The sequence below is a fragment of the Flavobacterium sp. 103 genome, from assembly GCF_003096795.1.
Lineage (GTDB): Bacteria > Bacteroidota > Bacteroidia > Flavobacteriales > Flavobacteriaceae > Flavobacterium.
On the sequence record NZ_QENX01000001.1, the window covers coordinates 4,241,796 to 4,258,763 of the forward strand.

Annotated in this window: 7 protein-coding genes; all 7 read left to right on the top strand. The window is 34.6% G+C overall.

Features of this window, described 5'->3' with window-relative positions:
* Positions 1-56 precede the first annotated feature (56 nt).
* The 7 genes from C8C85_RS18025 to C8C85_RS18055 all read left to right on the top strand — a co-directional run bounded on the left by C8C85_RS18025 (position 57) and on the right by C8C85_RS18055 (position 16,731).
* Positions 57-1,850 (top strand): chloride channel protein, encoded by a 1,794-nt coding sequence (locus C8C85_RS18025; RefSeq protein WP_116798258.1) that lies wholly within the window; start codon positions 57-59, stop codon positions 1,848-1,850.
* A gap of 299 nt (positions 1,851-2,149) precedes the next feature.
* Positions 2,150-4,981: an excinuclease ABC subunit UvrA gene (gene uvrA, locus C8C85_RS18030; RefSeq protein ID WP_116798259.1), complete on the top strand. Its 2,832-nt coding sequence runs from the start codon at positions 2,150-2,152 to the stop codon at positions 4,979-4,981.
* A gap of 161 nt (positions 4,982-5,142) precedes the next feature.
* The gene (locus tag C8C85_RS18035) at positions 5,143-5,871 is read left to right on the top strand and encodes a TIGR00730 family Rossman fold protein (protein WP_116798260.1); all 729 of its coding nucleotides are present in this window, start codon (positions 5,143-5,145) and stop codon (positions 5,869-5,871) included.
* 239 nt (positions 5,872-6,110) lie between these two features.
* A complete protein-coding gene (locus tag C8C85_RS18040; RefSeq protein WP_243412132.1) occupies positions 6,111-8,837 on the top strand; it encodes an aminopeptidase in 2,727 nt (908 codons plus the stop codon).
* A 187-nt stretch (positions 8,838-9,024) separates the two neighbouring features.
* Positions 9,025-11,433: a thiamine pyrophosphate-dependent enzyme gene (locus C8C85_RS18045; protein WP_116798262.1), complete on the top strand. Its 2,409-nt coding sequence runs from the start codon at positions 9,025-9,027 to the stop codon at positions 11,431-11,433.
* 84 nt (positions 11,434-11,517) lie between these two features.
* Entirely contained in the window at positions 11,518-12,195 is a 678-nt protein-coding gene (locus C8C85_RS18050; protein WP_116798263.1) for a peptidoglycan DD-metalloendopeptidase family protein, read from the top strand.
* Between the two features lie 195 nt (positions 12,196-12,390).
* Positions 12,391-16,731 carry a CheR family methyltransferase gene (locus C8C85_RS18055; protein ID WP_116798264.1) on the top strand — a complete coding sequence of 1,447 codons (4,341 nt, stop codon included), beginning with the start codon at positions 12,391-12,393 and terminating at the stop codon, positions 16,729-16,731.
* Positions 16,732-16,968 lie beyond the last annotated feature (237 nt).

Below are 16,968 nucleotides of genomic sequence, written 5' to 3' on the forward strand. Positions count from 1 at the left end.
TTGTACTTTTTGCATTAAAAAGCTTAATTTTGTGATAAACCAACTTTAAAGAGATAATGTTTAAAAAGTTTTTTTCAAAAATAGAACAGCTGCTTGCTTTATCCCAATCTGCTTTCAGCCCAAAGCAATTTATCTTTTTATCCAGTGTTTTAGTTGGAATTTCATCTGCTTTAGCTGTTATTGTATTAAAAACATTTGCCCATTGGGTTTTCAGGTTTGCGACATATATAACTTTTCACACCAATTTTTTTAAGATAGGAATTATAAAGATATTATTGCCTGTAATTGGTATTATGCTTACGGTATTTGTCGTAAAACGTTTTCTGGGAGGAACTATTGAAAAAGGAACTTCACAAATTCTATATGCTGTAGCCAAAAAAGCGAGTATTATTCCAAAAAAACAGATGTATGCCCAAATCATGACAAGTTCGCTTACCGTAGGTTTGGGAGGTTCGGCAGGTCTTGAAAGTCCGATCGTGGTTACCGGGGCAGCCTTTGGCTCTAATTATGCCCAAAGATATAAACTGCACTATAAAGACAGAACATTACTCATTGGTTGCGGAGTTGCAGCTGGAATAGCTGCTGCATTTAACGCCCCAATAGCAGGAGTTCTATTTGCTATTGAAGTTCTATTGGTTGATGTCAGTATTTCGGCTTTTACCCCAATAATGATAGCAGCTGCCACAGGGGCTTTAGTATCGGCAATTGCCTTAGATGAATCGATTTTATTAAATTTCCCAAGCAGACAAACTTTTAATTACCATAATATGCCATATTATGTGCTTCTCGGTGTATTTACTGGGTTTGTATCGGTATTTTATGCTCGTAATTTCCAAAGAACGGAGCACTTTTTTGCCCATATTCGATATCCACTTTATACAAAAGCGTTGATTGGCGCTTCTATATTGGCGCTTTTAATATTTATTTTTCCAACACTTTTTGGAGAAGGTTACGAGAGCATCAGGACTTTGTCTGGTAGTGATCCAGGAGAATTATTAGAAAATACTTTTTTTAGCGGATTTAGAAATAACAATTGGGCATTATTGGCTTTTGTTGGTTGTTCTTTTATGTTAAAAGCCTTTGCTACTGGAATAACTTTAGGCAGTGGCGGTAATGGAGGTAATTTTGCCCCTTCCCTTTTTTTAGGTTCTTATGTTGGTTTTTTCTTTTCAAAATTATTGAATCTAATAGGTTTGACAAATTTACCGGTCGGTAACTTTACTATGGTGGGCATGGCAGGAATTTTGAGCGGATTATTTCATGCGCCTTTAACGGCAATCTTTTTAATTGCTGAAATAACAGGAGGTTATGGATTGATGATTCCTCTTATGATTGTTGCTTCGATTAGTTTTGCTATTTCCAAACGGTTTGAAAAACATTCTTTAGATGTTAAGAACCTGGCTAAGAAAGGACATGCGTTTACAAGTAATAAAGATTCTAACGTCTTATCGACATTAGAGACACAATCAATAATTCAAACTGATTATCTGAAGATTTCTCCAGATGAAAATCTTGAAAAATTGGTTGATTTAATCTCACATTCTAATCAAGTTATTTTTCCTGTAGTTTCACCTGACAATCGGTTATTGGGAATTGTGCATTTTAATGATATTCGGGAGATAATTTTCAATCCATATAGAGTGAAATACACTTTAGTCAAAGAAATCATGGTGCAACCAGTTGCCATTGTCAATCCTTCCAATAGTATGGAAATTGTCATGGACAAATTTGAAGCTTCCAAAAAAGCCTTCCTTCCTGTAATAAGTGATGATAAATATTATGGTTTTATATCCAAATCTGTGGCGCTCGAAGCATATAGAACCAAGTTAAAATCTATGACAATAGAATAATTTGGGCGTGACCCTGTTCCCTAAATGGGCTTATATACAGTAGTGGTTAAGGGCCCATTTAGGGAACAGCGTCGGGCTATCACGAGCGCTATGGCGCCTTGCTCTATCCCTCACGTACACACAAGAAGTTTACAGAAAACGAAGTCTTTTCATTTTTCAAGAACTTTTAAATTTTTCAAATCTGAAAGATAAAATCGTTATTCTTAAATCATAAATCACTCTTTTTTTTAACACAATCTTCCATACTGTTCTATCAAAAGTAGCAATCAAAATGGTAACTTTGCTTTTTTGCAAAAATTATGCTAGATACAAACAATACGATTGAGGTTCAAGGTGCCCGCGTTCACAATCTAAAAAATATAGATGTTTCCATTCCCCGTGAAAAACTGGTAGTCATAACGGGTCTTTCGGGCTCTGGAAAATCCTCATTGGCTTTCGACACTATTTATGCCGAAGGACAACGCCGTTATGTAGAAACGTTTTCAGCTTATGCGAGGCAATTTCTTGGTGGTTTGGAACGTCCCGATGTCGATAAAATTGACGGACTCTCGCCTGTTATTGCCATCGAGCAAAAAACTACCAGTAAAAGTCCTCGTTCTACAGTGGGAACCATTACCGAAATTTATGATTTCCTGCGTTTGCTTTATGCCCGTGGTGCCGATGCCTACAGTTACAATACCGGTGAAAAAATGGTCTCTTACTCCGATGACCAAATCAAAGATTTAATTATTCAGGACTTTACTGGGAAAAGAATCAATATTCTCGCTCCGGTTATTCGAGCAAGAAAAGGACATTATGCCGAACTTTTTCAGCAAATAACCAAACAAGGATTCTTAAAAGTTCGTGTCAACGGAGATATTCTGGATTTGGTTTCGGGAATGAAATTGGATCGTTACAAAACCCACGATATCGAGATTGTTGTCGACAGAATGCTGATTGAAAACACACCTGATAACGAAAAACGCCTGTCCGAAAGTATCAACACTGCAATGCATCATGGCGAAAATGTTTTGATGGTTTTGGATCAGGACACCAATGAAGTTCGTTATTTCAGTAGGAACTTAATGTGTCCGACTACCGGCATATCCTATCAAAATCCAGAACCAAATTTATTTTCTTTCAATTCACCCAAAGGAGCTTGCGATAATTGCAACGGATTGGGAACTGTCAATCAAATTAATGTTGGCAAGATTATTCCGAATCCTAAATTATCCATCAAAGCTGGGGGATTTGCGCCTTTAGGTGAATACAAATCATCTTGGATTTTCAAACAAATGGAGATTATAGGTGAGAAATATGGTTTTAAATTAACCGATGCCATCGAAAAAATTCCTTCAGAAGCAATAGAAATGATTTTGAATGGCGGAAAAGAAAAATTCACCATTAATTCTGAAGTTTTAGGAGTTGCTCGAGATTACAAAATTGACTTTGAAGGAATCTCCCATTTCATAAAAAACCAACATGATGAAAGTGGTTCGACAACCATTAAGCGTTGGGCCAAGGAATTTATGGACGAAATAAAATGTCCTGTTTGCGAAGGTTCCCGTTTGAAAAAGGAAGCCAATTATTTTAGAATAAACGAAAAAAGCATATCCGAGTTGTGTGATATGGATATTTCGGATTTGACAGCTTGGTTTTTGGATTTAAACAAACATTTATCAGACAAACAAAAAAGAATTGCTACCGAAGTAATTAAGGAAATCAAAGACCGTTTGGCTTTCTTAATGAATGTAGGATTAGAATATTTGGCTTTAAGCCGAAGTTCCAAATCACTTTCAGGCGGTGAAGCACAACGTATTCGATTGGCGACACAAATTGGGTCGCAATTGGTGGGTGTTTTATATATTTTGGATGAACCAAGTATTGGTTTACACCAAAGAGACAACGATAAGCTGATTCATTCTTTGGAGCAATTGCGAGACATTGGTAACTCTGTTATTGTGGTTGAACACGATAAAGACATGATCGAACGCGCGGATTATGTAATCGATATTGGTCCAAAAGCAGGAAAATACGGAGGGGAAATCATCAGTATTGGGACTCCGGCCGAAACATTGGCTTCGGATACGATTACTGCTCAGTATTTGAATGGCAAAATGAAATTGGAAATTCCCGAAAAACGCCGTGAAGGGAATGGAAAATTCCTGAAATTAACCGGAGCTACAGGAAATAACCTAAAAAATGTTTCAATTGAATTGCCTTTGGGTAAAATGATATGCGTTACGGGAGTTTCGGGAAGCGGGAAATCAACATTGATTAACGAAACCCTCTACCCTATTTTGAATGCCTATTATTTTAATGGTGTTAAAATTCCGATGCCGTATAAAAAAATAGAAGGTTTGGAACATATCGACAAAGTGATCGATATCGACCAAAGCCCGATTGGACGAACACCGCGTTCCAATCCTGCAACCTACACTGAAGTTTTTACCGAAATACGAAACCTATATACAATGACTTCCGAAAGTATGATTCGTGGGTATAAAGCGGGACGTTTTAGTTTTAATGTAAAGGGAGGTCGTTGCGAAACCTGTGAAGGTTCTGGAGTTCGTACCATTGAAATGAACTTTTTGCCTGATGTGTATGTAGAATGTGAGACCTGCCAAGGAAAGCGTTTCAATAGAGAAACATTAGAGATTCGCTATAAAGGAAAATCCATTTCGGATGTGTTGAACATGACCGTTGACGAAGCGGTACCTTTCTTTGAAAACATACCTAAAATTTATAGAAAAGTAAAGACTATTCAGGATGTTGGTTTAGGGTATATCACGCTTGGACAACAAAGTACCACACTTTCGGGCGGTGAAGCACAACGTATCAAACTGGCCGGTGAATTGTCAAAAAAAGACACCGGAAATACATTTTACATTCTTGACGAACCGACAACCGGTTTGCATTTTGAAGACATTCGAGTGTTGATGGATGTAATTAATAAACTAGTTGATAAAGGAAATACCATCTTGATTATCGAACACAATATGGACGTAATCAAACTAGCCGATTACATTATTGACATTGGCCCCGAAGGCGGAAAAGGCGGTGGACAACTTGTAGCCAAAGGAACTCCTGAGGAAATTGTGAAAAATAAAAAAAGCTATACGGCGCAGTTTTTGAAAAAAGAGTTATCTTAGTTATACATCTTTAAAAAAAAATTAAAGGTAAATTGAAAACCGATGCCCTAGCCCCGATAGCAGCGAAATCCTCCCGATTTTTCTTCGGGAGATTGAAACGAATAGCGGGGCACGAGCGAAGCGAACTGACAAAGTAAATAGCTCCAAATAAATATATTAATATGAGATTAGAAGATTTTGACAACGATGAGGATAGAGTAATCCAAGATAAATTAAAAAGAAAAACTTGGAATGAGATAAAAACAAACGATAGTTGGGCCATTTTTAAAATCATGGCCGAGTTTGTAAACGGATATGATTCGATGAGCCGTATTGGACCTTGTGTGACTATTTTTGGTTCGGCAAGGATAAAACCGGAGGATCATTATTATTTACTGGCTGAAAAAATTGCTTTCAAAATCAGTAAGGCCGGTTATGGCGTGATTACTGGAGGTGGTCCCGGAATTATGGAAGCCGGAAACAAGGGTGCACATTTAGGTGGAGGAATTTCGGTAGGACTCAACATCGAATTACCATTTGAACAGCATTTTAACCCTTATATTGACAGGGACAAAAACTTGAATTTTGATTATTTCTTTGTTCGAAAAGTAATGTTTGTAAAATATTCACAGGGATTTGTGGTAATGCCAGGAGGATTTGGAACTTTGGACGAATTATTTGAGGCGATTACCCTAATTCAGACCAAAAAAATAGGCAAATTCCCGATTATATTGGTTGGAACTGCATTTTGGTCTGGTTTGATTGATTGGATAAAAACAGTACTGATAGAAAGAGAACACACGATAAGTCCAGATGATTTGAATCTCTTTAAAATAGTAGATACCGAAGATGAAGTAGTCGCGGTACTGGATAATTTCTATAAAAAGTACGATTTAAGTCCTAATTTTTAATACTGAGAGCCGTTTTACAAACGGCTCTTTTTTTTTAACGCATATTAGTGTATTTTGACTATTAAATACTGGCCTTTTCTTAATTTTTTGTAAATTGTCTTAGATTTATACTTTTTTAGAAACTTATATATCACCCCAGATTGAAAACTCACGGTAAAATCATACTATTCTTAATTGTTTTGTTGGTTTTCCACAAACAATATGCACAGCATCACTCTAAAATGTCTGTGGCAGTGAATATGAATTCTAATACCCTGACAGTTGATCAAGAAATTACCTTTTATAACCAGACTAATGACACTTTAACCTCTATAGTGTTGAATGATTGGAACAATGCTTTTTCAGATAGAGAGAGTCCATTGGGGAAACGTTTTTCGGACGAGTTCTACAATAAGTTTCACATGGCGCTAGCAGAAGATCGTGGAGGAACCGTTAATTTAATTATCGAGGATAACGATAAAAATGTTTTTACATGGGAAAGAACCAAAAAAAATCCTGATTATATTGAGGTTTTACTACATCATACATTGGCTCCAAACCAAAAAGTAAAATTGCATCTTACTTATATTTCCATGATTCCAAGCAACAAATTTACCAAATATGGTCATTTTGAAAAATATGGCATGCATCTCAAAAACTGGTTCCTTACCCCTGCCCGTTATGAAAATCATCAATTTATAAAATACAGTAATGAAAGCCTTGACGATATTGCTAATGGAGTTTCGGATTTTGATGTTGATTTGAAAATTACCAATAAAAACGCAGTAACAACGGATTTAACTGTTAACAATTTCACTGCAACCGAACAAGAAACCAATGTCAATCTTTCAGGTAAAAACAGAACCGATTTTGATTTAATTATTGAAAAAGAATCGAGTTACAGAAGTTATAAAATTGGTGCTTTTGAAGTCATGACCAATTTAAGTTCGGGAAGATTTGATGACTCATTGAAAACAGCAATCATCAAGCGAGTGGTTGATTTTGCCAATACTCAAATTGGACAATATCCTTTTGGGAAAATCATCGTTTCGGAGGAAGATTATGAGAAAAATCCGTTTTATGGTCTGAATCAGTTGCCAAAATTTATGCGCCCTTTTCATTCTGATTTTTTATTCGAAATAAAATTTTTAAAAACCTATTTAAATAATTTTCTCAAGAATAGTTTGCTATTGGATTCCAGAAAAGACAATTGGATTTATGACGGCATTCAGATATTTACCATGATGAATTATATTGACCAATACCATCCTGACAGCAAGATGATGGGATCGGCTTCCAAGTTTTTTCTATTCAGGGGATTCAAAATGGCGCAAACTGATTTTAATGATCAATACAGCTACTATTATATGTTGATGGCACGTAAAAATCTCGATCAAGCACTTAATGAGCCAAAAAATACGTTGATAAAATTCAATGTGCAAATTGCGAACAAATACAAAGCTGGTTTGAGCCTACAATATCTAAACGATTACCTTAGAAATGATTTGGTTTTATCCGGAATTCAGCAATTCTATAAACTTAATAAAGAGGGACAAACGAACAGGGATGATTTTGAAAATATATTGAGATCAAAAGCGCCAAAAAATATTGATTGGTTTTTTAAATATATTATTGATAGTCGAGTACCTATTGACTATAAATTTGGCGATTTTTCCAAAACAAAAGACTCCATCACTTTTACTGTTAAAAACAAAGGAATTCCATTGGTTCCAATGCCTGTATTTGGTATCAAAAACAAACAAATTATTTTCAAAAAATGGATCGAAACCAATGAAATAGATACTACACTCATTTTTGAGAGAAAAGGCATTGATAAACTGGTATTGAATTATAATAACGAAGTCCCTGAGTTTAATTTGAGAAACAATTGGAAATCATTGTATCCATTTTCACTAAACCGTCCATTGAAACTTACTTTTTTTGAGGATTTAGAAGATCCGCATCGTTCCCAATTATTTTATGTTCCCACTATATTTTACAATAAATATGACGGATTTGCACCTGGAATCAGTTTTTACAACTATAGTTTCTTTGACAAACCGTTCATGTTTTCCTTAAATCCGATGTACTCCATCAATACCAAATCAATTGTGGGCAGTTATCAATTAATCCTAAATCATTATTTAAGAGAAAGTAGACTATATAATATGCGCTATTCTTTGAATGGTTCTTATTATCATTATGCCGAGGATGCCGCTTATTTAAAATTGTATCCAAGTTTGTCATTATACTTTCGGGAACCTAGGTACAGAGACAATAGAAAACAGGCCATATTTGTAAAATACAATATCATTTACAAAGAACCATCTGCTGTTGTGATTGATAGTACAGATAATTATTCCATTTTGAACCTTAAATATTCCAATATAAAAACAGAGGTTGCCAGCCATGTTAAATTCTTGACCGATGTACAGTTTTCAGGTTATTTTGGTAAAATATCAGCTGAAATGGAATATCGTAAGTTGTTTAATGACAATCGTTATTTTAATATTCGTGCATTTGCTGGTACTTTTTTATACAACACGAACAACACCCAAAACTATAATTTTGGAGTTTCCAGAGTTAATGATTATTTGTTTGATTATCCTCTTTATGCACGATCTGATGAAACTGGAATATTAAGCCAGCAATACGTTATGGGCCAAGGAGGACTTAAATCGTTCGTTAATCCTTCGGAATCCAATCAATGGCTGGTAACAACAAATTTGAGCTATAGTCTATTATGGAATTGGGTAGATGCGTATGCTGATTTTGGTTTTGTAAAAAATAAAGGGTTTCATAATAACTTTGTTTATGATAGTGGAATACGGCTAAATTTGGTTCAAGATTACTTCGAATTATTCTTTCCTGTGTATTCTTCGAATGGATTCGAGCCAAGCCAAAAAAATTACAGTGAAAAAATACGATTTATCTTTATTTTTAATCCAAAATCATTAATTAATCTTTTTACCCGAAAATGGTTTTAATTCAAAACAAAAACTTTAAAATATTAAACTATTACACAATTTTTTAAGTTTAAATTACATATATGATAAAAATACATTCGATTTACTGGAAATTATTTCATAAAAAATTATAAAAATACAGAATCACATAATGATATATACGTAGTTTTTGATTACTTTTGCACCATTAAAGCTATACTTTTAAATTATGATAAAAGAGAAAGTCAATACTAGTTTAACATTTGAAGATTTTAAAACCGAAGTCTTAAATGATTACCGAATTGCCATAATAAGCAGAGAATGTAGTTTATTAGGACGTAAAGAAGTATTAACTGGAAAAGCCAAGTTTGGTATTTTTGGTGATGGAAAAGAAGTTCCACAACTTGCCATGGCCAAATGCTTTAAAAATGGAGACTTCCGTTCAGGATATTATCGCGATCAAACTTTTATGATGGCTATTGGCGAATTGACTATTGAACAATTTTTTGCCGGTTTATATGGTCATACTGATATTGATTTGGAGCCAATGTCTGCAGGAAGACAAATGGGTGGTCACTTTGTAACCCATAGTTTGAACGAAGACGGATCTTGGAAAAACTTAACACAACAAAAAAATTCTAGTGCCGATATTTCTCCAACAGCTGGACAAATGCCAAGATTACTTGGATTGGCGCAAGCCTCAAAGATATACAGAAACGTTCCAGGAATTCCAAATGCAGACCAATTTTCAATAGAAGGAAATGAAATTGCATGGGGAACTATAGGAAATGCAAGCACATCAGAAGGATTATTTTTTGAAACCATGAATGCTGCCGGAGTTTTACAAGTTCCTATGGTGATGAGTGTTTGGGATGACGAATACGGAATTTCTGTACATGCAAGACACCAAACTACTAAAGAAAGTATTTCGGAAATCTTAAAAGGATACCAAAAAGATGAAAATACGAATGGTTTTGAAATATTAAAAGTAAAAGGATGGGATTATGTTGATTTGATTGCCACTTATGAAAAAGCGGCAGAAATCGCCCGTGAAAATCACGTTCCTGTTTTAATTCACGTTGATCAACTTACGCAACCTCAAGGACACTCGAGTTCTGGTTCACACGAAAGATATAAAAATGCTGCCCGATTGGCATGGGAAAAAGATTTTGACTGTATTCGTCAAATGAAATTATGGATGATTGCCATTAATATTGCGTCACCAGAAGAAATTGACGCGATCGATTTGGAAGCCAAAAAAGAAGTTTTTGAGGGTAAAAAAGCCGCTTGGAACGCTTTTATTGGACCAATAATTGAAGAGCAAAACGAATTAGTTGCTATTTTAGAAAGAATAGCGGTAACCAGTGCCAAAAAAGAAGAAATTCTTAGAAATGCTGCTACCTTAAAAAGTATCAAATCTCCTTTGAAAAAGGAAATAATGGTAGTCGCCCGAAAAACATTGCGTTTGATTATCAATGAAGAAGACAAAATTGAATTATCCAATTGGATTACTGATTATATCAAAAAAACACAACCAAAATTTAGTAGTAATTTATTTTCTGAATCGGATAAAAATGTTTTTTCTGTTAAAGAAGTTTTACCTCAATATCCAAGTGATGCCACAGAAGATACTGACGGCAGAATGATTTTGAGAGATAACTTTGATGCTATTTTTTCTAAATATCCAGAAACTCTAATTTTTGGAGAAGACGCAGGAAATATTGGTGATGTAAATCAAGGTTTGGAAGGAATGCAAGAAAAATATGGTGAGTTGCGAGTTGCCGATGTTGGGATTCGTGAAGCTTCTATATTAGGTCAAGGAATTGGAATGGCATTGAGAGGACTACGTCCGATTGCCGAAATTCAGTATTTAGATTATCTATTGTATGCTATTCAGATCATGAGTGACGATTTGGCTACATTACAATACAGAACTGTTGGTAGACAAAAAGCACCACTTATTATACGTACCCGTGGACACCGTTTGGAAGGTATCTGGCATTCAGGTTCTCCAATGGGGATGATTATCAATGCCATTAGAGGAATCCATGTCTTGGTTCCTAGAAACATGACACAAGCAGCTGGTTTTTACAATGCTTTATTGGAATGTGACGAACCTGCTTTGGTTATCGAATGTTTGAACGGTTACCGATTGAAAGAAAAAGCACCTTTGAATTATGGTGAATTCAAAACACCAATTGGAGTTGTGGAAACATTAAGAAAAGGAACCGATATTACGCTTGTTTCTTATGGCTCTACGTTGAGATTAGTAGAACAAGCTGCCAAAGAATTATTTGAAGTTGGTATTGATTGCGAAATTATTGATTTACAATCATTGCTTCCGTTTGACATTCATAGTGACATTGTGAAAAGTATAGCCAAAACCAATCGATTATTGGTTATTGACGAAGATTTACCTGGTGGTGCTTCTGCTTACATTTTGCAACAAATCGTTGAACAACAAGATGCTTACAATCATTTAGACAGCAAACCACAAACTTTGACTGCAAAAGCACACAGACCTGCTTATGGTACAGATGGCGATTATTTCTCAAAACCGTCTGCGGAAGATATTTACGAAAAAATATATGAAATGATGCACGAAGTAAATCCTTCAAAATATCCAAGTTTGTATTAAACTTAAAATACAATAATCAAAATCCCAATCTTCAGGTTGGGATTTTTTTTTATCTTTATTCAAAAACTATTATCACCATTTTAAATGACACCCTTAGAAACTTTATTTTTAGATTTAAATGACATCAAAGTAATCGATAGCGCTATTCCCTATTCGGAATACACTCCATTGGATTTATCGGCTTCCAATCTGGAATTGAATCAACTGAATATTACTGATTCTTCACAATTTGAAGCTTATATCGAACTTTTATTAGCTAAAAACAAAGCAAAAGTCACATATGGTGGTTACAATGAAATTCGTAATTTGTATAAACGAAGTGCTGTCTTTAATGATCTAAACACAGAGGAACGAAACATTCACATCGGATTGGATTTATGGATTAAAGCTGGTACTGCTGTTTTGGCTGCTCTAGACGGAAAAGTACATAGTTTTCAATACAACAATAACCTGGGTGATTACGGTCCCACCATAATTCTGGAACACCAATTGGAAAACCAAATTTTTTATACTTTATATGGTCACTTGTCTTTAGAAAGTATTGCGAATCTGAAAGTTGGTGATTTTTTTTCAAAAGGACAACACTTGGCTACATTAGGAGATAATAGTGTAAATGGCGACTATTCTCCACATTTACATTTTCAAATTATAAAAAATATAGAAGATAATTATGGTGATTATCCAGGAGTTTGCAGTAAAAGCAAATTGGATTATTATTTGGAAAATTGTCCAGATCCCAATCTGCTATTGAAAATTTACTAATAAAGTTTCTTTAAATATTATCTTTCAGACGAATAAACAGACTACTTATATATCTCTGTTCCCAAAAGATAAATCCCATATTAATAGTTATTGGTTGTATTTATACCTACATTTGATACGGATATACCCTATTTATGGATGTATTAAGAAGAATATTACTTTTTAATACTGCTGTCCAAAGTAAATATTGGTACCATGAAATCAATTTTGACCATAGAAGATAATAGTTTACTTAAATCACTACCCAATAATAAAGTAATAGCAACGAAAGAAATCAAAGTCTCGAAAGTCCCTGCAAAAAAAAATCCGTTTTCAAAGAAGGAGCTCAAAAAAAAATCTTTTACTGTTGTAGCTATTGGTGCCTCTGCAGGTGGTCTTGAAGCAGTAACCCAATTATTGAAAAACATTTCTCCTACCACAGGTATGGCTTTTATATATGTCCAACACCTAAGTCCAGATCATAAAAGTTTACTTGACAAACTTTTATCTAAAGTGACTCAAATGAAGGTCCAGTTGATTGATAACATGGAATTACTGAAACCCAATAATTTTTATGTTATTCCCAATGATAAAGAAATTGAGGTTATTGATGGACATATAAAATTGACTCCCCGACCTAAAAACAGAACTTCAAACTTCTCAATCGACTTACTTTTTTCTTCTTTGGCAGAAACCCATCATGAAAATGTTATTGGTGTTATTCTGTCTGGATCTGCCAACGACGGCACACGAGGATTGAAAGAAATAAAACAGGCCGGAGGAATTACTTTCGCCCAGGATGACTCGGCGAAATTTGGCAGCATGCCCAATTCTGCAATTGCTGAAGGTATTGTTGATTTTGTATTATCTCCAAAAGAGATTGGAATTGAATTAACACGAATCAGTCAGCATCCTTTAATAGTCAATACTGCCATAAAAAAAATCCCTGAAGCCGAAATAGAAAATAGCAATCCAGAGTTGAAGGTTATTCTACAACTTTTACACAAAAGAAAAAATGTAGATTTCAGTCATTACAAAATGAATACTATCAAAAGGCGAATGCTTCGCAGGATGTTAGTTCATAAAATTAAAACTTTAAAAGAATACATCGAAATACTTACTAATCAAAGCAATGAAGTCGATATTCTTTATCAGGATCTATTAATTAATGTAACCGCTTTTTTTAGAGATGCTGAACCGTTTTTGTATTTAAAAAATGTAATTCTGCCTAAATTAATCGAAGCGAAAACCACAGGTGAGACTCTTCGCTTATGGGTTGCTGCTTGTGCCACCGGTGAAGAAGTTTATTCGATAGCGATATTATTACTAGAATTACAAGAAAACAATCCTAACAGTATTCCTTTTCAAATTTTCGCTTCCGATCTCAGCGCCGAAGCCATTCGGATTGCTCGAATTGGTGAATATTCTGCTTCGCAATTGGCAGCTATTTCACCAGAAAGATTAGTTCGCTTTTTTGTAAAATCCAAAAATAAATACCGTATTTCAAAACAGTTAAGAGATGTTTGTGTATTTGCAAAACACAACATTTTGCGGGATCCTCCATTTTCAAGAATGGATTTCATTAGTTGCAGGAATATGCTAATCTATTTGGACACAGCTGCTCAGAAAAAAGCAATTTCCACTTTTCATTATGCCTTAAACGATGGAGGCTGTTTGATGTTGGGAAAATCGGAAACAATTGGAACAACAGCACAGCTTTTTTCGATTCTCGATAAAAAATTCAAATTTTATTCCCGAAAAAAAAATTCAGGTTTACTCACCATTCCTGACCTTACTTCACGTCTATCCCATTCTACCATGCCTGATAAAAACACTACACCACCTACTACATTCAAAAAAGTATCTGCATCTGTAAACGGCACTATCGGAATGGCTTTTGATGCCGTTTTACTGGAACATCATGTACCTGCCAGTGTCATTATCAACTACGATTTAGAAATTCTCCAATTTAGGGGATCTACTTCCTTGTATTTACAGCATTCCCCTGGTAAGGCCAGTTTTAATATTTTGAAAATGGCACATATAGAAATCACATTTGAGTTGCGAAATGCCATTCATCATGCCATTAAAACAAAACTTCCGATCCAAAAAATGGGGATTGAAATGAATCGAAACCCGATAGACAAAACCATTCAAATTGTAAATCTCGAGGTTATTCCGCTTAACATTGAAGGAGAAGAGCCTTTATTGATTGTTATTTTTACAGGAAACATCGAACATGAAACAGAGGAAGACTCAATAAAAGGGCAAGAAAACAACACGATTGCTAAAGATCGTCGAATAAAAAAACTTGAAGACGAACTTGCTGCAGCCAGAGCTGATATGGGATCTATCACCCATGATCAGGAAGCCGCCAATGAAGAACTGCAAAGTGCCAACGAAGAAATAGTCTCAAGTAATGAAGAATTGCAAAGCTTGAATGAAGAACTCGAAACCTCCAAGGAAGAGATTGAATCAACCAATGAGGAATTGGTAACCAGTAATCAGGAATTACATTCCAGAATTCAGCAAGTCGAAGAATTAAACCAATATAATGAAGCCATACTCTCTACAGTTCATGAACCTGTGCTCATTCTTGATAAAGACATAAAAATAAAATCAGCCAATAAATCATTTTGCAAAACATTTCATGTAACCGAAGAAGAATGCATTGGAAAATCATTATATAAATTAGGGAATAACCAATGGAACATTCCAAAATTAAGAACGCTAATAGAAAAAATTGTTTCTGAAAACAAGAACTTTCATGATTTTGAAGTAGAACATGTTTTTCCGGTTATTGGAAAAAAAATAATGTTGCTCAACGCCCACCGGATCATCCAAGCACGAGAAAATGAAGAATTAATTGTCCTTACGATTATTGACATTACCGATGTTCGAAATCTTGCCATTGAACTCCAAATCAAAGAGAAAAAAGTACTGGAAGTACAACTTGAAGTAGAGAAAAAAGCACTTAAAGCCATTGAAGACAGCAATAAACGGTATAGTATGATGCTCATGCATTCTCCTTTCTCTTTTGTCATATTAAAAGGAAAAGAGATGGTCATCAAACTTGCCAATGATAGTATTAAAGAAATTTGGGGAAAAGGCAATGATATCGAAGGCAAGCCAATTCTTACCGTTTTACCCGAATTAAAAGATGGTCCGATCCCAAAAATGCTAGACGAGGTATATACAACAGGTATTCCTCAAGAAGGATATGAACTCCTTGTTCCCATAAAACGCAATGGCCAATTTGAGGATGTTTATTTTAATTTTGTTTATCAACCTTATCTCGATGCTGATGAAACCATTTTGGGGGTAACCGTTATTGCTTACGAGGTTACAGCTCATATTAATTTAAAGTCCGAATTAATCGAAGCAAAGCGCGTAGCGGAACAAAACACAAAAATTGCCGAAAATGCATTAAAATCTAAGCAACAATTTTTGTCGAATATGAGTCATGAGATTAGGACTCCGATGAATGCCATAATTGGGTTTACAAATGTGGTTTTGAAAACTGAATTGAATAAAGAGCAAAAAGAATTTATCACAGCTATTAAATCTTCGGGAAGCGCATTGATTGTTTTAATTAATGATATTCTTGATCTTGCCAAAGTAGATGCTGGAAAAATGACTTTTGACAAAAAAAACTTCAACATATTTGAATCTATTGCCGATATCTTTTATTTGTTTGAATCTAAATGTTCAGAGAAAAATTTAAAATTAGAACAACAATATGATAGTCGAATTCCTGAATTTATTGTAGGCGATTGTATGCGTTTACGACAAATTATTTTAAATTTAATAAGCAATGCTATCAAATTTACTTCAAAAGGAAAAATAATATTGAGTGTTCAAATGCTGAAAGAAGATTCAGAAAAAACCACAATAGAATTCAAATTAACCGATACAGGTATTGGAATTCCAAAAAACAAACTGGCAACTATTTTTGATAATTTCGAACAAGCATCTACCGAAATTTCACGATTATATGGGGGAACCGGTTTAGGTCTTGCCATTGTCAAACAACTGGTAGAGCATCAAGGAGGTACATTAATTGTACAAAGTGAAGAAGGTATCGGCTCCACATTTGGTTTTGTCATGGATTTTGAAAAATTCTGCGATGAAATTCCTGCAGAAACAGAAAATATTTACACTACAATCGAAGGATTAGAAAATGTAAAAGTTTTGGTCGCAGAAGATGTACCGTTGAATCAACTTTTGATAAAAATCATTTTAGAGGAATTTGGTTTTCAATGTGATATTGCCGAAAATGGTAAAGTAGCCATTGCAAAGCTAAAAGAGAATAGCTATGACATTATTTTAATGGATATACTAATGCCTGAAATGAACGGGTTTGAGGCTACAGATTTCATTCGAAATACAATGAATTCCAAAATTCCTATCATTGCGCTTACTGCAGATGTGACCACCGTAGATGTACAAAAATCAAAAACCGTGGGAATGAATGATTACATCTCAAAACCCATTGATGAAAAGCTTTTGTATGAGAAAATAGTCAAACAACTTAAAAAAACACTTCCTAAGAAATAGAACTCTAACCTTTGTCAAAGTTTACAACTTTGACAAAGGTTAGATGCTAGACAAAATTATATGCATCTAGTTTTTTTGATTTGCAATTAAAATTTTGCTAATGGCTTATATTTAAAAAGGCAACAATCAGTGAATTATACAACAATCTTGTAAATTCTATAACATCGATTGTTGATTTCTAGACGACCTTTACTCTATCCTTTAAAACAAGAACAACTTGAAATTATACATCAAATA